We start from the raw sequence: 19683 nt of genomic DNA on the forward strand, positions 1-19683 counted from the left end.
TTTCTTTCGCCGCTTCAGTGCTTCAGCCTTGCGGCTTAGCCGGGAGCCACCGGCCCGTACAGGACGTCAACATCCCAGCGTGAAAAGCCAAGGCGGCGGTACAGCGAAACGGCAGGAAGATTATCGGCGTCGGTGTACAGCATGACGGCGTGCAGGCCTTGCTCCTGCAGGTACCTGATGCCCGCCACCGTGAGTGCCTTGCCGAGTCCCATACCCTGGGCCTCGGGCGTAACGCCAACCACATAGACCTCGCCCATTGCAGGATGCTTCCCGTTCCGGGGATGGATTTTGGTCCAGTGGAAGCCGAGCAGTTTCCCCTCCGTGTCCTCGGCCAGGAGGAATCCGGCCGGATCGAACCAGTCCTCAGCCATCCGTGCGTCGAGGTCGGCCCGGGTCAGGTTCCCTTGCTCCGGATGGTGGGAGAAGGCGGACCTGTTAGCGGCCAGCCAGGCACCTTCATCCTGGCCTGGAACAAAAGCCCGGAGGGCCACACCGTCAGGCATCGGCGCCAGAGGCAATTCCGCCGTCGCGGTGGTGAGGCGCATCTTCCACAGCTCACGAACGGGCAGATAGCCATACCTGCTGGCAAGCGCGGCTGCAGCCTCATGGTTGCCGTGAGACCAGGCAGTGAGCCCGGCGAAGCCACGCTCGGTGTCGAGGGTCCGAATCAACCGGTCCGCCACGCCCTGATTGCGGTAGCTCGGGTGAACGGCCACTTCCAGGACGCCTGAACTGTCGCCTTCCTCTATTACGACGGCGAGCCCGGCCAGATCTTGGGCGCTGCTTGGCTTCGAGTCCTCATCCACGGCGTAAAGTGCCAGGGCGAGTACGGAATGCCCGCCTCCATCTCCTGGCTCCGACGAGCCGCCGGGCCGCAGGGTCAGGAGCGTCTGTTCAGAAAGGGGAGGATTTCCATCGGATTCCTCCGCCGCTGCCGCGAGCTCCTTGAAATCCCTGTACAGCTGAGGTTCAAGGGCGTCTTTTGCAACCAGTACCGGCCAGGTTTCAGGATGTGCGGGACTCATAAGGTAAGGCTATACGCCTTGATCGATTGCGGCTGTGGATGTGCCTGCGCCACGGCTGGCGCCAGGATTTTGAAGCAATCAGTTCAGTCCGATATAGTCGGTACTCGTCCGGCTTGCTGAGCAGGACACGAGGGGGATCCACCACTGGGGTGGCCTCGATACGTTCGACCCGTATGTCCTCCACTGATGCAGGAACCCAAGAAGCCCCGGACTCCAGGAGTCCGGGGTTTCTTTTGTTTGGCTACTTGCCGCCTGAAGTTGGCGGGAGCGTGGATCAGGCCTCGCTGAGTTCTTCCTCCGGCAACCGGACAAGCGTCAGCCGGTAGCCGACGTTGCGCACAGTGCTGATCAGGTTCTCGTGATCGGCACCCAACTTTGCCCGCAGCCGCCGTACGTGGACGTCCACGGTGCGGGTGCCGCCGTAATAGTCATATCCCCACACCTCGGTGAGCAGCTGCTGGCGGGTGAAGACGCGGCCCGGGTGCTGAGCGAGGTACTTGAGCAGCTCGAATTCTTTGAATGTAAGGTTCAGCGGCGCCCCATTGACCCGGGCCGTATAGCTGGCTTCGTCAATCACGACGCCGGCTGCCCGGATTTCTGTGGGGGCGTCCTCCTGGTCGGGAACAGCCCGTGCCACTGAAAGACGGATTCTGGCTTCCACCTCCGCCGGTCCCGCTGATTCGAGGACGATGTCGTCCACGGCCCAGGCTGAGGAAACGGCTGCCATGCCGCCCTCCGTGAGAATCAGTACGAGAGGGGCGCTGAGGCCGGTGGCCTTCAGGAGTTGGGTCAGTGAACGGGCGCCGACAAGGTCCTTGCGTGCGTCGAGCAGCACAATGTCACAGGGGTCTGTTTCCAGGAGAGCTGTGGGCTCGGCCGGAAGGATATGCACCCTATGGTTGAGGAGTTCCAGGGCAGGCAGTATGTCCACCGATGAGCCGGCGCTGTTCGTCAGTAGCAGGATGTGTGACATTGTTCCTCCAAGGGGCTGTCCGCACATCATTGGGCGTCTGAACCGGGCTTGCACCGGCCGGTACTGTGCTTCCCGAAACAGGAGTGGCAAGTGACGCTGGTCTTACCAGCATTTCCCACCAGCCGTGTTCGCGGAAAGCGTAGCTGAACCTTGAGTATACCTAAACACCCCTTCGCGGACACTGAACCAAGGGCACCCCGCGTCTAATTTGCGACATATGACGTCCAGATGAGGCAGGATTGGATGGTCGGGGGCCGGCAAGTCCTTCTTCACTGGGACTCCTGAAGGTGACCCAAAGTCACAACGGCAAAAGGGACACAGCAGAGTTAGGTGCGGAGTCGAAGATGAGCATGCCGAAATCGGGTACGCAGTGAACGGGGGTGGGACATGAAGCCGTGGCAAATAGGCGTCATCGGCCTCGTGGGCCTGACGGCAATAGTCGTAGGCGCCTACAGCTCACCTGTTGTCCTGATGGTCGCAGCCATCGTCCTTGCTTTGGCCGTAGGCGTCGGCTGGCCTCATTTCCTGGGTATACCGGCCCGTAAAACACTCGCCGTCCTGATCGGCCTTCCTGGCGCCGGGTCAGCGGTGGCTGCCACTTACGTACCCGCTCCTGCCTTCCTGGACTGGACACCAGCCTTCATCGCAGCCGGCGTGGTGGCCGTGTTTGTCATGCAGCTCATCCGGGGGACCGGCCAAGCGCAACGGCTCGAGTCCATCCTGGGATCCTGCGCCGGCGTGCTCCTGGGCTGCCTGGGTGCAGGCTGGATCGCGGCTTCCCGGTTCAACGGAGTTCGCGAAATGCTTCTCGTGGCCGCCATCAGCGCAGCGGTGGCCTTGCTGACAGGACTTGTTCGCTGGCCTGACCGGATTGTTGCTCCCCTTGGTATAGTCCTGGCCGGATTAGCCGGTCCTTTGGCCGGACTCATCTTCTCCGATATCGCCGTCCTGCCTGCCGCCCTCGTGGGTATCGTCATCGGCTCGGTACTCGTCAGTTTCCGGCGGCTGGTTATACTCCGCGGGGAGGCCTTGAACGTGGCTGCGGCCATCAGCGTGGCAATCGCGCCGGTTCTCGCGGTGGGTTCCTTGGCCTACTTCATAGACAAAATACTCATCTACTAACGCGTTAGGATGGCATCATGTCCGTACTTGCATTTGAAATTTTCTTCCTCGTCCTGCTCGGCATTGCCGGCCTGGCCATGGCCTGGTTCGCCGGCTTCGTTGTTTACCGGCTCTTCAAAGGCCAGAAGTAATTCAGCGTCGCATCCACTAATCCAGACCGTTTCCAGAGGTAGTAGCTGTGCCGATTGAGATTCCCACAGACCTGACCCCCGAACTCGTCCCGCTGTCCTGGCTCATAGGTGAGTGGGAAGGACGAGGCCGGCTCGGCTCCGGCGATGAGGGTTCGGAGCATTTCCTCCAGCACGTTTCGTTTACCCACAACGGGCTGCCCTACCTGCAGTACAGGGCGGAAAGCTGGCTTGTCGACGACGACGGCGTGAAGCTGCGGCCCTTGACCGTCGAGACCGGCTTCTGGGCGCTGGAACGCAAGCAGCACGACGAAGATGGCGGCCCGGGGCTGGTTCCCGCCGACATCGTTCCCGTACTCAAGAGCGCCGATGAGGTTGAAGCCCTGCGCAACAAGGATGGCGGCTTCGATATTTCAGTCTCCATCTCTCATCCGGGCGGTATTTCCGAGCTTTACTACGGCCAGATCAAGGGCCCGCAGATTCAGCTCAGCACGGACATGGTCATGCGTGGCAGCCACTCGAAGGACTACAGCGCTGCCACCAGGATCTTTGGTCTGGTGGAGGGTAACCTCCTGTGGCGCTGGGACGTTGCAACGGGCGGCTCTTCGTCCACCGGAAGCGGCCTTGAGGCCCACGCTTCCGCCATCCTGAAAAAAGTCAGCTAGTTCCGCCGCCCCGCGGAATACAGCCGGCGTCAAAGGACTTCTAGTACATATGACTGTTAAGAGCCCCCTGTTGTCGCGCCCCGGTGCTGTTGAAGCCGGAGGCGCCGACGCCGGCGTCGCCTCTCACTATGGGGAACCGCTGCGGGAGCAACGGGCTCTGGCGGCCGGGACCGCCGTCGTCGATCTTTCCCACCGGGGTGTAGTAACGGTCACGGGACCGGACCGCCTCAGTTGGCTTAATACACTGTCCTCGCAGCAGGTCACCAATCTCCGTCCCGCCGAATCAAGCGAACTGCTGTTGCTGAGCGTGCAGGGCCGGATCGAGTTTGACGCGCGGGTAGTGGACGATGGCGCCACCACCTGGCTGATCGTTGAAGCCCACGAGGCAGCGCCCCTGGCGGAGTGGCTTAACCGGATGAAATTCATGCTCCGGGTGGAGATTGCCGACGCTTCAGCCGGCTGGGCCGTCGTGGCCTCCACGCGGAAGGTTGATGAGTGGTCCGGGCTGCTCGTCTGGGAGGACCCGTGGCCGCACATCGGTGCGGGCGGCTACTCGTACTCGGTGGTGGGTGAAGAGGCCCACCCGGGCTTGGAGCGGCCCTGGTTCGAATACCTCGTCCCGTCCGGGGAACTGGAATCCACCGTCGGAGACCGGCCACTTGCCGGCGTCTGGGCTTCCGAGGCTTTGAGGATCGCTGCGTGGCGGCCCCGCCTTGGCGCCGAGACGGATGACAAAACCATTCCCCACGAACTGGACCTCCTGCGGACAGCAGTGCACCTCGCCAAGGGCTGCTATAAGGGCCAGGAGACCGTGGCACGGGTACACAACCTCGGCCATCCGCCGCGGCGTCTTGTTTTCCTCCAGCTCGACGGGTCCCAGCACACGGTGCCCGCCGTCGGGAGCCCGGTGCTCTTGGGGGAGCGCAAAGTGGGCACTGTGACCTCAGCCGTCCAGCACTATGAAATGGGCCCCATCGCCCTTGCGGTGATCAAACGGTCGGTCTCGCCGGATGAAGTGTTGACCGTCATGGATGGCGACGAACCGTATACCGCTGCCCAGGAAGTCATTGTGGCTCCCGACGCCGGCCAGGTAGTAGGCAGGCAGACCGGCTTTCTGAAGGGAACCAGATGAGCGATCACCGCGGCGAAGATTCGAACGCAGACGAGAAACTTCGGCCCGACGACGAGACGCTGGCTCTGGCCCACACGCTGTTCGAGGCGGCACGCCAGGGTGAATCTGACCTCTTGCGGAGTTACCTCAATGCCGGCGCTCCGGCAACACTTACCAACGCAGCGGGAGACTCATTGTTGATGCTCGCCGCCTACCACGGACATGCCGAGACCGTTCAGCTCCTCCTCCACCACGGCGCCGATGCAAACGCCGCCAATGACCGAGGCCAGACACCCTTGGCGGGGGCAGCTTTCAAGGGGTACACGGACGTGGCCCGCGTACTCGTGGACGCGGGGGCTGATCCCGACGCCGGAACCCCCAGCGCCCGGGCTGCCGCGCAGATGTTTGCGCGTTCGGAGATCCTGGCCCTGCTCCAGTAGGTTCACCGGCACGAGATGACAGTTAACGGCAATGTTTGCTGAGAACATTGCCGTTAACTGTCATCTCGGCTAGCCCAGGAGCACGCTGGTCTGGATGCCGCCGACGGCGAATCCCAGGCTCCGCGCAATTGCCAGCGATCCCTTGTTGCTGACATCGGCGCGCCACTGCAGGGTCAGCCCTGAAGCAAGGGCCTCGTGCGCTGCCACCGATGCCGCGAGCGAGCCGAGGCCTTGGCGCCTCCACACGGGATCCACCAGTACACCCATGTGCGCGAGAATGCCCTCCCACTCGGCGTAGGCGCCACAGGCCACCGGAACGCGGTTCCCGTCGCCGCCCCGCATGATGGTAAAGCGGTTCTCCAGGTCAGAAAGTCCTACTTCGTTGACGTCGTCCGGCGGGCAGAGACTTTCCAGCTGAATCGCTTCCTGGTCCCCATGCGAGACAGTGAGTTCCTCAGGGGACTGAACGAGTGGCAGGTCATCGGCGAAGAACAAGGCGGCCGCCCCGAGACCATGACCGCCATGGGAGCGGGTAATGGTCAGGAGAGTGACGTGCTGGGCAAGGTCCTCGTCCGGAATTTCGACGGCGGCTTCCAGCGCCCACTCCGGACCCACCAGGGCTGAGCTACCGAAGAGACGGACGAACTGCACGCAGCGTTCGGACTCGTCGGCACGGGTGATCCGTGCCGACGGCCCTGTTCCGGCTGAGCGGGCAGCGGTGAAAGCGTCGTCATCGAGACCCAGATGGCGGGCCCAGGCAAGCTGGATGATGTCGGCTGAACCGACCTCAAGTGTCATGCCTCCACACTACCGAGCAGAAGGGCCAACTGCTGCTCGCCGCGTTCCGGCTCGGTCCTGAAGAGTCGTGGCGGGAAACAGGCGGGAATTAGCTGCCGGCCTACCCGAAGAGGACAGCTGCTTCCTTGTAGCGATGGGGTGGGACTGACTTCAGGTTGCCGAGCGCAGCTTCGAAACCAACGTGGACAATATCGGTTCCGTTGAGCGACACCATGGTGCCCCAGCGGTGGTCCACCACTGAATCGATTGCTGCCATTCCCAGCCGGGTTGCCAGGACGCGGTCGAAGGCAGAAGGCACGCCGCCGCGCTGGATGTGGCCGAGCACGGTGGCGCGGGTTTCGATGCCCGTCCGTGCTTCCAGCTCCGGTGCCAGCATTTCCGCGATGCCGCCAAGGCGGGGGCGGCCAAACGTGTCCAGGCCGCGCTCCGAGTGAGGAGTTTCCTGGCCTTCCGGTACAAAGCCTTCAGCCACCACTACCAGTGGCGCGCGGCCACGGTCGTGGGCCTCCTGAACCCACTCGGTGATCTGGTCCATGGACGCCTTTTGTTCCGGAATCAGGATGGCGTGAGCGCCGGCGGCCATGCCTGCATGCAGGGCGATCCACCCTACGTGGCGGCCCATGACCTCGGCGATCATGCAGCGGTGGTGGGATTCGCCGGTGGTCCGGAGCCGGTCGATGGCCTCGGTGGCGATCTGTACTGCTGTGTCGAAACCAAAGGTGTAGTCGGTGGCGTCAAGGTCGTTGTCAACCGTCTTGGGAACACCGACAATACGCAGGCCGGCGTCGGTAAGCCGTTTGGCTGCTGCGAGGGTGCCTTCCCCTCCGATGGCGATGATCGCATCAATGCCAAGCCTTTTCATGTGGTCCTTGATGACTTCAGGGCCACCGCCGTTTTCGAACGGGTTGGTGCGGGACGTTCCCAGTATGGTTCCGCCCTGCTTGGCGATGCCGCGGACCATTGTGCGGGGGATCTCGATAATGTCGCCCTCCACAACGCCGCGCCAGCCGTCCAGGAACCCCACGAATTCGTGTCCGTGGATGGCAATGCCCTTGAGAACGGCTCCACGGATGACAGCGTTCAGTCCAGGGCAGTCGCCGCCGCTGGTGAGGATTCCAATTTTCATAGTCTTTAGGCTCAAATCCTGGTTGAGGGTGTACAGGCAGAGCGCCACGCTGAGCTCACCTAGATTGTAGTGGGCAGTGTGGGACAGGACACAAACGGTTACAAAAACGTGCCCTCGCCCTTGGGGCGAAGGCACGTAGTTTGGCGGTTCCTTCAGGGTTTAGAGCTGCTTGTTTGCCCGCTTATCGATGAACGACTGAAGAACGATGCTGTCCCGCTGGTCCGGCAGGATCAACCAGGCAGCGACGTAGAAAACAAAGGCCGGGCCCGGCAGCAGGGCGAGGAGCAGGAATGCTATCCGGACGAAGGCGACGTCCACCTTAAGCTTTGCAGCAATCCCGCCGCACACTCCGCCCAGCAACCGCTGTGGGCCGCGCCGCAGTCCCATGCCCCTGACAATGCCGAAGAATTTATCCATGGTTCAAGACTTCCCTGTTGTGGTTTCTTTGTCACGTCGGCGGGCGGACAGGAGACCACCTATTACCAGTGCGGCGCCCGCACCGACCATGAGCCCGATCAGCACGTAGGTGCCGTTCAGTTCCACGATGCCGAGTTGTGCGACGACGATCAGGACGGCAAGCGCCAGGACGATCAGGCCCCAGACCACTGTTCCCACGCGGACTGTGGGCTCCGGTTCGGTGGGGGAGAAGGCGTCTACCGGCGTGGACCCCGATGTGGTGGAGGCGTCCGGAGCAGGGTCCGGAGTGTGCTCGTAGCTGCTCATATCAGTTTCCTTCCTTGATGGTCACGTTGCTCATGGTGCCGTCGATCTCAAGGATCAGGGGCCGCCCTGGTTTGTCGGTGTTGTACGTGCTCTGCTTCGTCGTCATTCCGCCATGGTGTTCATTGCCCTCATTGAGGTTTCCCATGGTCATGTCGGCCTCTATTTCCACCGGAACGTTGTCCGGGATGATGACGTCCACGTTGCTGGCTGTGATATCCAGCGGGATCACGACGTCGGAGGTCAGGGGGGCGTTGACGTTCAGCTTGGTGAGGTCAACGGTTCCCTGGCGGCCTGTGATGTCGAAGCCATCCCGTGCCTGCTCGATGCTGACAGGAGTCCAGTCGACCTGCTGGGAACGGAACCTGTCGCCGTTTTGAACCACGTTGAAGATGCCGCCGATGACCAAAGCCACCACCGCGAAGAAGCCGAGGATGCCTGACGTGCGGCCGCGGAGTCCGGAGATCAGGATTCCCAGGCCCAGGACCGCAGCAGCACTGGCCCAGACCACCGCATTAGCCGAATTGCCGAGATCGATCACGTTGCCGGCGTCGAGGGCTTTGATGCCGCCGCCCACCAGCAAGGCTGTGCCGGCAGTGATGGCGACGGCCGGAGCGCCGGGTCCAAACTTGCGCGGCTTCGCCGGAGGAGGCGTGGCCCCAGCAGGATTGCGGAAGCCGCCGTCGTACGGGCCGTAGGGTCCGCCGGGTCCATAGGGGCCGTTCGGGGGAAGGGATCCCGACGGCGGAACAGGCACCGACCCGCCTGACCCTGTCTGGGAGCCACCGGCTGGCGTGGTTGTGCTGAACTGGCTGGTGAAGGGGGCACTGTTGGAGCCTGCAGCGGTGGCACTGGCGGGGTAAGAGCTGCCAGGGTAGGTGCCATAGGGCCCGCCACTGAAGGCGGCAGCTCCCTGCGCGCCGGGCTGGGGATTGGTGTTCATCGCGGGGTTTCCACTCCGGTTTCTGTTCCTTTGTACCAGGAAGTAGATGAGATAAGTGATGGCGCCGATCCAGAAAACAGCCCAGATGAAGCGTCCGAAGCCGTTGCCTTCCCAGCCCCAGAACCCTGTACCCAGGCTGGGGAACCCGAGGATGGTTGTGATCAGGGCCCCCGTCATGCCGCCCGTCCAGCGCCCTGCGCCGGCTTCCTGGACGTGGATGCGGCCGTCAGGCTCAGGGAGCAGTGCCCAGGCGATGCCATACAGCAGGACGCCTATGCCGGCGAACAAGGCCAGGACGATGAAGACGCCGCGGACAATGAGCGGATCCACACCGGTCCGGTGGGCAATTCCGCTGGCGACGCCGCCGATCCAGCGGTCGCTGCCACGGTAAACCCCGTTTCCCCGAACCCATTCGAAGAAGCTCCGCGGCTGCGCGACGGCGTACGGCGCCGGCTGAGGGTATCCCTGGCCTGCATAACCGGGGGCTGCGTAGCCTGTGCCTGCATATCCTGGGCTTTCATATCCCTCGGTGGGGATCCCCTGGGCAGGAGTTCCCTGGTCCGGGTAAGCCTGTCGGAAGCCGGGATCTGTACTATCGGACGTTGCTGCGCCGGAGTCCGGTGCTGGTCCCGTAGCGTTGGAAGGGGTGCCCGATGTGGAACTTGAAGGCGAACCGGCCGGGGAGCTGGCAGCGGCGGTGCCACCGGAGGTGGCAGGAGATTCCGCCGCGGAGTCGCTTGCAGAATCGGAAGGTGTGACTGATGGCTGATGATTGTCAGCCGGTTGTTGATCTTCTGGGTTGACGTTGTGCGGGTTCATGCTTCGATCCTCCCGCCCGCAGCGCCACCAGCTCTACTGGGGAACACCCTGAGCTGTCCCTGAACGACCCCCGGTTCCGGCGCAAAACCGGTCCGGGCAACCCTGATCCGTGCTTGGATGGATTCATGAGTACCCCTGTCCTGCGGCCGCCTCTGGTCCGCACCGCCGACCGCGTCATAGCCGGCGTCTGCGCGGGACTCGCCATGCACATGGGCTGGCCCGTTCGGTTCGTCCGCATCGGCATGGTGGTGGCCACCTTGGCGGGCGGAGCCGGCCTCGTGTTCTACGCCTGGCTATGGATCATGGTTCCCACCGCCGATGAAAATGCCAAAAGGAACGCCCGCCGCCCGGCGTCGCCCATTGCTCCGGCAGTCAGCGGGCCTCTGGCAGCGCAGCAAGCGCACTGGCCGCATTCGAACCAGGGCCAGCCTCCGGGCCTGGCGGGTTACCCCGCCCAGCCGGGATCTTCGACTGCCTCGGCGTTTACCTGGCAGGACCCCTCCGGGGGGAAGGTGTTCGCGGATGCATCGTGGCAGGCGGGACTTCCCTCCGGCGTCTCGGCTACTGAGTCAGGCCAGCCAGTCCCGGGTTGGGTCCGCCCCACAAGCGGCGATGGACAAGCCTGGTTCCGGTTCCGCAGGATGCCGTACGCCAAGGAAATCCTCCTCGGGATCGGGCTGCTGCTGGCAGGCGCCATCCTTATCGCCCGGCTTCTTGGCGTCGATGTGCCCTTGGGAACGCTTATACCGGCCGCGGCGATCCTTGGCGGCGCTTCCATCGCCTGGATGCAGCTGGACGAGACGCGCCGTGCGGGAATAGTGGACAAGGCAAAGGTCAACCAGGCTGGCGGCTGGGTGAGGCTTGCTGCCGGGCTCGCACTGGTGGTGGCAGGCGTACTGGTGATGGTGTCCGGCTCCGGCTCCTGGGAACAGACATGGCTGGCTTTGCTCGCCTCCGTCGCTGTGCTGGGTGGGGTCGCCGTGGTACTGCTGCCATGGGGTCTCAAGTTCTGGCGGGACCTGGAGACGGAAAGGGCCGGGAGGGTGCGCGCTACCGAACGGGCCGAAATCGCCGCCCACCTGCACGACTCAGTACTGCAGACCCTCGCCCTCATTCAGCGGCGGGCCGGCAGCGAGCACGACGTCGTGCGGCTCGCCAGGGCACAGGAAAGGGAACTGCGCAGCTGGCTGTATCGAGACGAGGGCAAGGACATTGGCAACCTGTCGGAACGCATCAAGGCTGTAGCTGCTGAGGTGGAAGACGCACTGGGCCAAGCCGTGGAAGTGGTAAACGTGGGTGATACCGCAATGACGGAGCGCCATGAAGCACTGGTCCAGGCGAGCCGGGAAGCCATGCTGAATGCGGCCCGGCACGGTGGGGGCTCTGTTTCCGTCTACGTTGAGGCGTCGGACAAAGAGGTCGAGGTTTTCGTCAAGGACCGCGGCGCCGGCTTCGATCTTCACAAGGTCCCTGACGACAGACTGGGCGTCCGGGAATCCATCATCGGACGCATGAAACGCCACGGCGGCACAGCCGTGATCAACAGTGGACCTGAGGGCACCGAGGTACGCCTTGGACTGCCCGCCATGGCTGCGGAACAAGGAGAAATGACGTCGTGAGCAGCATTGAAGCAGAGGGAGCGCAGGCGGCTCGGGAAGGCAGCGTCCGGGTTGTCCTCGTCGATGATCATGCCATCTTCCGTTCAGGCCTTAAGGCAGACCTTGACTCCCGGATCTCCGTAGTTGGGGAGGCAGGCACCGTCGAGCAGGCCATTGCTGTGATCGCCCAAACCCGGCCGGACGTCGTGCTCCTGGACGTTCACCTCCCTGGTGGGCTGGGCGGTGGCGGACGTGAAGTCATTGCCGGCTCAAATGCGCTCCTGGGCACAACACGGTTCCTGGCGTTGAGCGTTTCCGATGCCGCTGAGGACGTTGTGGCCGTCATTCGTGCAGGCGCCCGGGGCTACGTCACCAAGACCATTTCCGGTGCCGAAATCACCGACGCCGTCCTGCGGGTGGCCGGGGGAGACGCCGTCTTCTCGCCCCGGCTGGCTGGATTCGTCCTTGACGCGTTCGGCACCTCCCCAGCAGACATCGCCGACGACGAACTTGACCGCCTCTCCGCCCGTGAGCTGGAGGTTATGCGGCTCATAGCGCGTGGCTACAGCTACAAGGAAGTGGCCAAGGAGCTGTTCATTTCCATCAAGACCGTGGAGACCCATGTTTCAGCGGTTCTCCGAAAACTGCAGCTATCCAGCCGTCACGAGCTCACCAAGTGGGCTGCCGAGCGCCGCCTCCTTTAGGCCGCCGGACGCTCCCTCACTTTTCGCGCCCTAAACCCGGACGCTCCCTCACTTTTCGCGCCTTAAATCCGAACGCCCCCTCACTAAGAAAAGTGAGAGAGCGTCCGGAACTGCAGGAAGGGACTAGCTGGCCTTGCCGAGGAAGTCCTGGAGACGGGCTACGCCAATGGCGAGGTCGTCGTCGCCGAGTGCGTAGGACAGCCGGAGGTAACCGGACGGACCGAAGGCCTCGCCGGGTACCACTGCCACCTCAACCTCGTCCAGGATCAGAGCCGCCAGATCGGCTGAGGTTTGAGGCCGTACCAACCCGTTCGACGTCGGGAACTCCTTACCCAGCAAGGCACGCACGTCAGCGTAGACATAGAAGGCGCCTTGCGGCGTCGGGCAATCAACGCCGTCAATCGCATTCAGTCCGGCAACGATCGCTTTACGGCGGCGGTCGAAGGCAACCTTCATCTCATCGACGGCGGTCAGCGGGCCGGAGACAGCCGCGAGGGCAGCGATCTGCATGATGTTCGAGACGTTTGACGTCGCATGGGACTGGAGGTTGGTGGCTGCCTTGATGACGTCCGCGGGACCGATCATCCAGCCGACACGCCAGCCGGTCATGGCATAGGTTTTGGCCACGCCGTTGAGGATGACTACTTTGTCGCCCAGTTCGGGAGCAGCAGTGGCGATCGAGGTGAAGGGAAGCCCGTCGAAGGTGAGGTGTTCGTAGATCTCATCGGTGACCACCCACAGGCCCTTGGAAGCGGCCCACTTGCCGATTTCAGCCACCTGCTCGGGGGAGTAGACGGCGCCGGTCGGGTTCGAGGGGGAAACGAAGAGCAGGATCTTGGTGCGCTCAGTCAGGGCGGCTTCGAGTTGGTCAACGTTGACCAGGTATCCCTGCTCAGGACCCGCAAACACCTCAACCGGGACGCCGCCGGCCAGACGAATCGCCTCAGGGTAGGTGGTCCAGAACGGCGTGGGCACGATGACCTCGTCCCCTGGATCAACGAGGGTAGCGAAGGTGTTGTAAACAGCCTGCTTGCCGCCATTGGTCACCAGGACCTGGGAAGGATCTGCACGGTAGCCCGAGTCCCGGAACGTCTTCTCGGCAATGGCCTTCTTCAGCTCAGGCAGCCCGCCCGCCGGCGAATAGCGGTGGTATTTCGGCTGGCCGGCCGCTTCGATGGCAGCCTCAACAATGTAGCCGGGGGTGGGAAAATCAGGTTCGCCGGCACCAAAGCCAATAACCGGACGTCCCGCCGCCTTGAGCGCCTTGGCCTTGCCGTCAACGGCTAGGGTGGCGGATTCGGCAATGGCGGAAATGCGTTGGGAAACGCGGGCGGCAGACATGGCAGGTCCATTCTCGCTGACAGCACGGCGGCTGGATGTGGGATTCGACGAGTTCTACTCTATGCTGTTCAGCGGATCGTTCGCTGGTGCAGGAGAAAAGTGACCGCATGTTGGTCGTGCCCTTTGATTGGCAGCTGTGAATGGTCCGCAACGAGGCTGGTTCGACGTAGGCGTAGTTCTTGCGTAGAATAGTTCTCCGGTGTTGAAAACATGTTGATGGCGTGCGCCTCAGTGAAGGTTGCTGAAAGTGTCATGCGTGTTTTCGATCCATAGGGTAGTGGCGCAATTGGTAGCGCAGCGGTCTCCAAAACCGCAGGTTGCAGGTTCGAGTCCTGTCTGCCCTGCGCAAGCTGTTCCGGCGATAAGCCGGAGCCAGCGCAGCAACCATGGTTCAGATCAGAGCCGGGTATCCGATCATTGCGAGAATGAGTGAGGACCAGGTGACCGAAACAGCTGCAAGCAGCTCCAAGGGCCGCCCCGCCAAGAATGCCGCCAAGGCCGGCATCTTTGCTCGAATCGCGCTTTTTGTCCGCCAGGTCATCGGCGAACTGAAGAAGGTCGTGGCACCCACCCGCAAGGAGCTGATCAACTACACGCTCGTGGTGCTGGTATTCGTGATCATCATGATGGTCATCGTCACGCTCCTGGATCTGGCCTTCGGGACCGGAGTGGGTTGGGTCTTCGGCGGTTCAGGCCCCACGGACAACTAGGGCGATAGGTCCGCAGGCTGCGTGGACTCCTGAACAAGGAGGTTCCGCGGAGTGTGCGGAATTGAGCCATTTAAATAGGCATGTTAGGCAATGAGGAAGCAGGAGACCAAGTGTCAGAGCAGGAGCTCGAGGTAACCGAGACTGAGCTGGATGGGTCCACGGACAGCACAACGGACGCCACGGCGGGAGCCGTGGAAGAGTCTGAGGCAGAGTTTTCTGCGCCCGATTCCGCCGTTGAAGCTGACGACGAGGACGCCGACGTAAGCGTCGAGGACTCGGACGAGGACTCCGACGACGGGTCCACCGATGCCTTGGCAGCGGCAGCAGCAGCAGCGGAGATCGATCCCGCCGAGGAATTCAAGTCCAAACTGCGCCGCCAGGAAGGTGACTGGTACGTCATCCACTCCTACGCCGGTTACGAAAACCGAGTCAAGGCCAACCTTGAGACCCGCATCCAGACCCTGGACATGGAAGATTACATCTTCGAAATCCAGGTTCCCATGGAAGAAGTCGTTGAGATCAAGAACGCCCAGCGCAAGGTCATCAACCGTGTCCGGATCCCTGGCTACGTCCTGGTCCGCATGGACCTGACGGATGCCTCCTGGGGCGCCGTCCGCCACACTCCCGGTGTCACCGGCTTCGTGGGTAACGCCCACAACCCGGTTCCGCTGCGCCTCGACGAGGTCTTCTCAATGCTCGCTCCGGTCTTCGAAGAAGAGCAGGCCGAAAAGGGCAAGCCGGTCAAGCACGCCGCTGCTCCGGTGGATGTTGACTTCGAGGTTGGCGAGTCCGTCATCGTCAAGGAAGGTCCGTTCGAGACCCTCCCGGCAACGATCTCCGAGATCAAGGTCGACTCCCAGACCCTCGTGGTGCTCGTCTCCATCTTCGAGCGTGAAACCCCGGTTACCCTGGCATTCAACCAGGTCACCAAGATCTAGCGATCACTTTAGATTTCGCTCCGGAACTGCCCGCTTAGCAGCTCCGAAGCGGCCGGCCGCCTCGCCATGGCGGCCACATACCTGAGGCACGCTCCTGTGTCCCAGGACGCATTTGAGAGAAGGACCCTACATTGGCTCCCAAGAAGAAGGTCACCGGCCTCATCAAGCTGCAGATCCAGGCAGGTGCCGCTAACCCGGCTCCGCCGATCGGTCCTGCGCTTGGCCAGCACGGTGTCAACATCATGGAATTCTGCAAGGCGTACAACGCTGCGACAGAAGCCCAGCGTGGAAACGTCATCCCCGTGGAAATCACGGTTTACGAAGACCGTTCATTCACGTTCATCACCAAGACCCCGCCGGCTGCAGAGCTCATCAAAAAGGCTGCAGGCGTCGCCAAGGGTTCAGCTACCCCGCACACCGTCAAGGTTGCCAAGCTGACCCAGGCCCAGGTCAACGAGATCGCCACCACCAAGATGGAAGACCTCAACGCCACAAGCCTTGAAGGCGCCGCGAAGATCATCGCCGGCACCGCACGGTCCATGGGTATCACCGTAGAAGGTTAGGCCCACCGCTGTTGCGGCAAAGTCGGATGAAGAACGACGACGCCGGGCAGCACCCGCCGGGAAACCGGCACCACTGCCGGACAACCGGCACAAACCGTAATGTTGGGCATCCCATCCGGACAAACAGCCGGATATTCAACCGGACATCCCAACTGTGGCAGGGCCCAGCGCGGTCCGCAGACCACAACTGCACAAGGAGAATAAGCAGCATGGCAAAGCGCAGCAAAGCATACGAGGCAGCCGCAGCCAAGATCGACGCGGAAAAGTTCTACGCGCCGTTCGAGGCAGTGACCCTCGCCAAGGACACCAACCCGTCCAAGTTCGACGCCACGGTTGAGGTCGCTTTCCGCTTGGGTGTAGACCCTCGCAAGGCCGACCAGATGATCCGCGGAACGGTGAACCTGCCCCACGGCACCGGTAAAGTCTCCCGCGTCCTGGTTTTCGCAACGGGCGACAAGGCTGAAGCAGCAATCGCTGCAGGCGCCGACTTCGTTGGTTCCGATGACCTGATCGAAAAGATCGCAGCCGGCTGGACCGACTTCGACGCCGCCGTCGCCACCCCTGACCTCATGGGCAAGGTTGGCCGTCTTGGTAAGGTCCTGGGTCCCCGTAACCTGATGCCGAACCCGAAGACCGGTACCGTCACGGCCGATGTCACCAAGGCTGTCAACGACATCAAGGGTGGAAAGATCGACTTCCGCGTCGACAAGCACTCAAACCTCCACTTCATCATCGGCAAGGTTTCGTTCGACGCCGTCAAGCTGGCCGAGAACTACGCAGCAGCACTGGAAGAGGTTCTTCGCCTGAAGCCCTCCGCTTCCAAGGGCCGCTACATCCAGAAGGCAACCGTTGCTACCACCTTCGGTCCTGGCATCAGTGTTGACCCCAACGTCACCAAGGTCCTGACCGAGGTCTAAGGTTCAGCCTCTGGGTTGGGTTTGAATTAAAGAAATAAGAACAAGGGACCGTCCGGCTCACGCCGGGCGGTCCCTTGTTTCGTTTCCACTCTCTTTCGGCCCGCAGTTCGGCCTGCGTATGCTCTAGAGCCCAATGGAGCATCCCACTAGGCTGAACCCGTGACTTCGCCGCAGTACACTATCGAGCCATTGGTCCTCCCTGCCTCGTTGGAGGACCCGGATGCCAAAGATTTCCTCGAGTTCAATGCCCTTACCGATGCCCGTGTGTTTGAGACGTGGGGAAACCTCGACCGTGCCAGCCCGCCGGCCGCTCGCCTGGAAGCGTGGCGTGATGATTCCTACAAGCAGTTCCGGATGTTCTTCATCCGGCACGAGGGCACCATGGCAGCCCGTTCCTGGATCTGGTTCCCGCTGAAGGAGAACCTCGGCGGCGCCCTGGTCCGGGTGGATGTCCTGAGCGCCTATGAAGGCAACGGGATGGGTTTGCAGTTGCTCCGGCACGCCGAGGCCCTCGCAGCTGAGCAGGGGCGCAGGACTCTGCAGAGCTTTACGGAACATCCGGCGGTGTTCGATCCGGACGGGCCTGCGTTGCTTAAACCCGCCACCGGACTTGGAGGAATTCCCGCAGGCGAGCGTCCTGTCCGCTTTGCGCTGGCCGCAGGTTACAGCCTGGAACAGGTCGCAAGGTTCAGTGCTCTGGACATGCCGCTGGCGGAAGCAACCCTCGCCGCCTTGGAGGCCCAGGCTTGGTCTGTAACCGGGGATCAGTACAAGCTGTTGGGGTGGAAAGATCGCTGCCCGGAGGAGTACATGGATCAGCTGTCCATCCTGATGGGCCGCATGAGCACCGACGCCCCTGCAGGAGGTCTGCACATAGAGGCGGCGGATTGGGACGCCGTCCGTGTCCGTCATGTGGAGGACACCTGGAAACTTTCCGGGAGGGAATCGTTCGTGGCGGCCGCCGTGCACAAGGACACCGGAGAGCTGGCAGCCTATTCCGTTCTGCAGTTTTCGGGCACCAAACCATGGATGGCGGAGCAGGATGACACGCTGGTGGCAAAGGCACATCGGGGCCATCGCCTGGGCATGCTCATCAAGATCCACAATCTCCGGCGTCTCATGGCCGCACACCCGTCACTGGAGCGGATCCTTACATTCAACGCGGCGGAAAATGAACACATGCTCGCCATCAATGTTGCGCTTGGGTTCCGGCCCGCGGGGTACGACGGCGAGTGGCAGCGGATGCTTCCATGACCGAACTGGAGGTCACCGCCGTCGTAATCCCCGAGGAAGGGCAGCCGGATAGCCCGCTCAAGGACAACCGGGACACTGCTTGGATAAATGTCCTCATAGCTGTAGATCATCGGCGGCGGGGGATAGGGCGCAGACTCCTGCAGACGGCTGAGGAGAGGGCAGCGGAGCGAGGTCGGCGTATTTTCCCTGTGTGTCAGGCTGTTGTGTGACAGGTTCCCTGTTACCCGGAGTTGGTGCTCAGAGCGGGGGAAAGGTCCATCATGGATTTCGTTATGCCTGTCCGTGTTTCGAATCGGAAGCACTTCACTACCGATCAGAAACACGCGATTCTGGATGAGTACGATAAATGCCTCGAGTGGGGCTCTAAAGCCGCTTTTATCAGGACAGCGGGGATCACCGAGGGCACTATGAACCGTTGGTGCCGCGAGCGGGAGTCCGGGCAGCTGAGGTCCAGATCCGACAATCTAGAGGAGGATCAGCGATTGAACGTGGGCGATAAACAGATGCTCAAACGGGTCCTGAAGGAAAACGAAATCCTCAAGGCCAAGCTGGCGCGGTCCGAGGCTGCCGTGGACATTTTGGGAAAAGCTTCCGCGCTCTTGGACGCGATGGCCAAGAGCGCGGCCGCGACGGATCCAAAAGTGGAGGAGCCGGAGCCGGGCCGGCCGGAGTGGCTGACGCCAAAACCTGGAAAAACATCGCCCTGACCTTTGCCGGGAAACTGATCACGGCCGGCTGGTCCGCGGTGAAGGCCTGCGCCTTGGTGGGTGTTCACCGCACGGCCTGGTACCGGCGTCTGAGCCCATCCACGCCACCGGGAATCATGGTGCCACATGCCGACCGCGACTACCCGAACCGGATCACCGGCGCCGAAGCCGACGCCTTCATGGGGCTGCTGAACTCCAGGGAATACGCCAACCTCTCCGTCACTCAGGCCTACTACCGGATGCTCGATGCGGGGCACTGCTTCTTCTCCATCGCCGCCGCCCACCGCATCGTGGCCCGGAACGGGCAGAATGGTGACCGCCGCGAACAGCGCATGGGAACCGGCCCTAAAAGAGCCAAACCCATTCTGCATGCGACCGCCCCGAACCAGCTCTGGAGCTGGGACATCACTATGCTCCACGGACCGGGTAAACACACCTACCGGCTATACACGATCCTGGACGTGTTCTCCCGCAAAGTCGTCGGCCACCGCGTCGAACATACCGAAACGGCTGCCCTCGCAGCCGCCCTAATCAATGTCGCGGTCACCGAAAACCAGCAGCACCCTTCCGTACTCCACTCCGACAACGGCGCACCCATGCGGGCCGGCAGCACCCTCCAGCTTGCCCAATCCCTGGGCATCACACTGTCCTACTCCCGCCCGCGGGTCTCCGACGACAACCCCTACTCAGAATCCCTGTTCAAGACAGTGAAATACGACCTGGACTTTCCCCGCCGATTCCGCGACCTCCAGCAAGCCCGCGAATACATGACGGCATTCTTCGCTGACTACAACGCCAGCCACCGCCACAGCGGCTTGAACTACTACACGCCCGACACCGTCCACGAAGGACGAGTCGAGCAGGCACGCCGACGCCGCCAGACAACACTCAACGCCTGCCACGCCCGGAATCCTCATCGCTACCGCAACAAACCCACCGCACCAGACGCCCCGGCCGACGCCGGCATCAACTACAAAACCAACCAGCTGTCACAAACAGCTTGATATATACCGTTTTTTCAGGGCTTTTGCGAGGAACCTGCTGACAACGCTCTCGGTTCCCGCGAAGTGCTGCATGCGAA

22 protein-coding genes and 1 tRNA gene are annotated in these 19683 nt (G+C 62.4%); 15 read left to right on the forward strand and 8 right to left on the reverse strand.

All coding sequences use genetic code 11. From position 1 onward, the window contains the following. Positions 1-35: 35 nt before the first annotated feature. Both mshD and M1E02_RS05605 read right to left on the reverse strand, forming a co-directional pair. Positions 36-1025: a mycothiol synthase gene (gene mshD / locus M1E02_RS05600; protein ID WP_479377156.1), complete on the reverse strand. Its 990-nt coding sequence runs from the start codon at positions 1023-1025 to the stop codon at positions 36-38. A gap of 274 nt (positions 1026-1299) precedes the next feature. After that, on the reverse strand, positions 1300-1998 hold the full coding sequence (locus M1E02_RS05605) for a winged helix-turn-helix transcriptional regulator (protein WP_309108148.1): 699 nt from the start codon (positions 1996-1998) through the stop codon (positions 1300-1302). A 387-nt stretch (positions 1999-2385) separates the two neighbouring features. On the opposite strand from M1E02_RS05605, the gene M1E02_RS05610 reads away from it, so the two are divergent. The 4 genes from M1E02_RS05610 to M1E02_RS05625 all read left to right on the forward strand — a co-directional run bounded on the left by M1E02_RS05610 (position 2386) and on the right by M1E02_RS05625 (position 5464). Beyond that, on the forward strand, positions 2386-3120 hold the full coding sequence (locus tag M1E02_RS05610; protein WP_479377157.1) for a permease: 735 nt from the start codon (positions 2386-2388) through the stop codon (positions 3118-3120). A gap of 178 nt (positions 3121-3298) precedes the next feature. After that, positions 3299-3913 carry a nitrobindin family protein gene (locus M1E02_RS05615; RefSeq protein ID WP_247041898.1) on the forward strand — a complete coding sequence of 205 codons (615 nt, stop codon included), beginning with the start codon at positions 3299-3301 and terminating at the stop codon, positions 3911-3913. A 49-nt stretch (positions 3914-3962) separates the two neighbouring features. Then, complete coding sequence (ygfZ, locus tag M1E02_RS05620; RefSeq protein ID WP_479377158.1) at positions 3963-5045, forward strand: CAF17-like 4Fe-4S cluster assembly/insertion protein YgfZ; 1083 nt, start codon at positions 3963-3965, stop codon at positions 5043-5045. Continuing rightward, positions 5042-5464, forward strand: coding sequence for an ankyrin repeat domain-containing protein (locus M1E02_RS05625; RefSeq protein WP_479377159.1), 423 nt, complete (start codon positions 5042-5044; stop codon positions 5462-5464). Before ygfZ ends, M1E02_RS05625 begins: the two co-directional genes overlap by 4 nt. A gap of 69 nt (positions 5465-5533) precedes the next feature. Here the strand turns inward: M1E02_RS05625 and M1E02_RS05630 are convergent, their stop codons facing one another. The 5 genes from M1E02_RS05630 to M1E02_RS05650 all read right to left on the reverse strand — a co-directional run bounded on the left by M1E02_RS05630 (position 5534) and on the right by M1E02_RS05650 (position 9870). Further along, positions 5534-6262, reverse strand: coding sequence for a GNAT family N-acetyltransferase (locus tag M1E02_RS05630; protein ID WP_479377160.1), 729 nt, complete (start codon positions 6260-6262; stop codon positions 5534-5536). A 100-nt stretch (positions 6263-6362) separates the two neighbouring features. Then, positions 6363-7388 (reverse strand): ATP-dependent 6-phosphofructokinase, encoded by a 1026-nt coding sequence (locus M1E02_RS05635; RefSeq protein ID WP_479377161.1) that lies wholly within the window; start codon positions 7386-7388, stop codon positions 6363-6365. 159 nt (positions 7389-7547) lie between these two features. Continuing rightward, positions 7548-7805, reverse strand: a complete 258-nt coding sequence (locus tag M1E02_RS05640; protein ID WP_479377162.1) for a PspC domain-containing protein — start codon at positions 7803-7805, stop codon at positions 7548-7550. A gap of 3 nt (positions 7806-7808) precedes the next feature. Further along, a complete protein-coding gene (locus M1E02_RS05645; protein ID WP_479377163.1) occupies positions 7809-8111 on the reverse strand; it encodes a hypothetical protein in 303 nt (100 codons plus the stop codon). 1 nt (position 8112) lies between these two features. Then, positions 8113-9870 carry a PspC domain-containing protein gene (locus M1E02_RS05650; protein WP_479377164.1) on the reverse strand — a complete coding sequence of 586 codons (1758 nt, stop codon included), beginning with the start codon at positions 9868-9870 and terminating at the stop codon, positions 8113-8115. Between the two features lie 125 nt (positions 9871-9995). On the opposite strand from M1E02_RS05650, the gene M1E02_RS05655 reads away from it, so the two are divergent. Both M1E02_RS05655 and M1E02_RS05660 read left to right on the forward strand, forming a co-directional pair. Next, the gene (locus M1E02_RS05655) at positions 9996-11489 is read left to right on the forward strand and encodes an ATP-binding protein (RefSeq protein ID WP_479377165.1); all 1494 of its coding nucleotides are present in this window, start codon (positions 9996-9998) and stop codon (positions 11487-11489) included. Further along, positions 11486-12172, forward strand: a complete 687-nt coding sequence (locus M1E02_RS05660; protein ID WP_479377166.1) for a LuxR C-terminal-related transcriptional regulator — start codon at positions 11486-11488, stop codon at positions 12170-12172. The genes M1E02_RS05655 and M1E02_RS05660 overlap by 4 nt, the downstream gene beginning before the upstream one ends. A 123-nt stretch (positions 12173-12295) precedes the next feature. Here M1E02_RS05660 and M1E02_RS05665 read toward each other — a convergent pair whose 3' ends face one another. Beyond that, positions 12296-13513: a pyridoxal phosphate-dependent aminotransferase gene (locus M1E02_RS05665; RefSeq protein ID WP_479377167.1), complete on the reverse strand. Its 1218-nt coding sequence runs from the start codon at positions 13511-13513 to the stop codon at positions 12296-12298. Between the two features lie 271 nt (positions 13514-13784). Between M1E02_RS05665 and M1E02_RS05670 the strand changes: the two genes are divergently transcribed. The 9 genes from M1E02_RS05670 to M1E02_RS05710 all read left to right on the forward strand — a co-directional run bounded on the left by M1E02_RS05670 (position 13785) and on the right by M1E02_RS05710 (position 19606). Next, a tRNA-Trp gene (locus M1E02_RS05670) sits at positions 13785-13857 on the forward strand. Positions 13858-13938: 81 nt separating this feature from the next. Beyond that, positions 13939-14223, forward strand: coding sequence for a preprotein translocase subunit SecE (secE, locus tag M1E02_RS05675; protein ID WP_309108159.1), 285 nt, complete (start codon positions 13939-13941; stop codon positions 14221-14223). A gap of 110 nt (positions 14224-14333) precedes the next feature. Then, positions 14334-15161, forward strand: coding sequence for a transcription termination/antitermination protein NusG (nusG, locus tag M1E02_RS05680; protein WP_479377168.1), 828 nt, complete (start codon positions 14334-14336; stop codon positions 15159-15161). Between the two features lie 131 nt (positions 15162-15292). Further along, entirely contained in the window at positions 15293-15724 is a 432-nt protein-coding gene (gene rplK, locus M1E02_RS05685) for a 50S ribosomal protein L11 (protein WP_018773647.1), read from the forward strand. 209 nt (positions 15725-15933) lie between these two features. Next, entirely contained in the window at positions 15934-16641 is a 708-nt protein-coding gene (gene rplA / locus M1E02_RS05690; RefSeq protein WP_247041875.1) for a 50S ribosomal protein L1, read from the forward strand. 159 nt (positions 16642-16800) lie between these two features. Continuing rightward, complete coding sequence (locus M1E02_RS05695) at positions 16801-17895, forward strand: GNAT family N-acetyltransferase (RefSeq protein WP_479377169.1); 1095 nt, start codon at positions 16801-16803, stop codon at positions 17893-17895. Then, positions 17892-18104, forward strand: a complete 213-nt coding sequence (locus M1E02_RS05700; protein ID WP_479377170.1) for a GNAT family N-acetyltransferase — start codon at positions 17892-17894, stop codon at positions 18102-18104. Before M1E02_RS05695 ends, M1E02_RS05700 begins: the two co-directional genes overlap by 4 nt. A 51-nt stretch (positions 18105-18155) precedes the next feature. Continuing rightward, on the forward strand, positions 18156-18602 hold the full coding sequence (locus M1E02_RS05705) for a hypothetical protein (protein ID WP_479374577.1): 447 nt from the start codon (positions 18156-18158) through the stop codon (positions 18600-18602). Next, the gene (locus M1E02_RS05710) at positions 18566-19606 is read left to right on the forward strand and encodes an IS3 family transposase (RefSeq protein ID WP_479374576.1); all 1041 of its coding nucleotides are present in this window, start codon (positions 18566-18568) and stop codon (positions 19604-19606) included. The genes M1E02_RS05705 and M1E02_RS05710 overlap by 37 nt, the downstream gene beginning before the upstream one ends. Positions 19607-19683 lie beyond the last annotated feature (77 nt).

The organism is Arthrobacter sp. Z5-13, assembly GCF_056499105.1.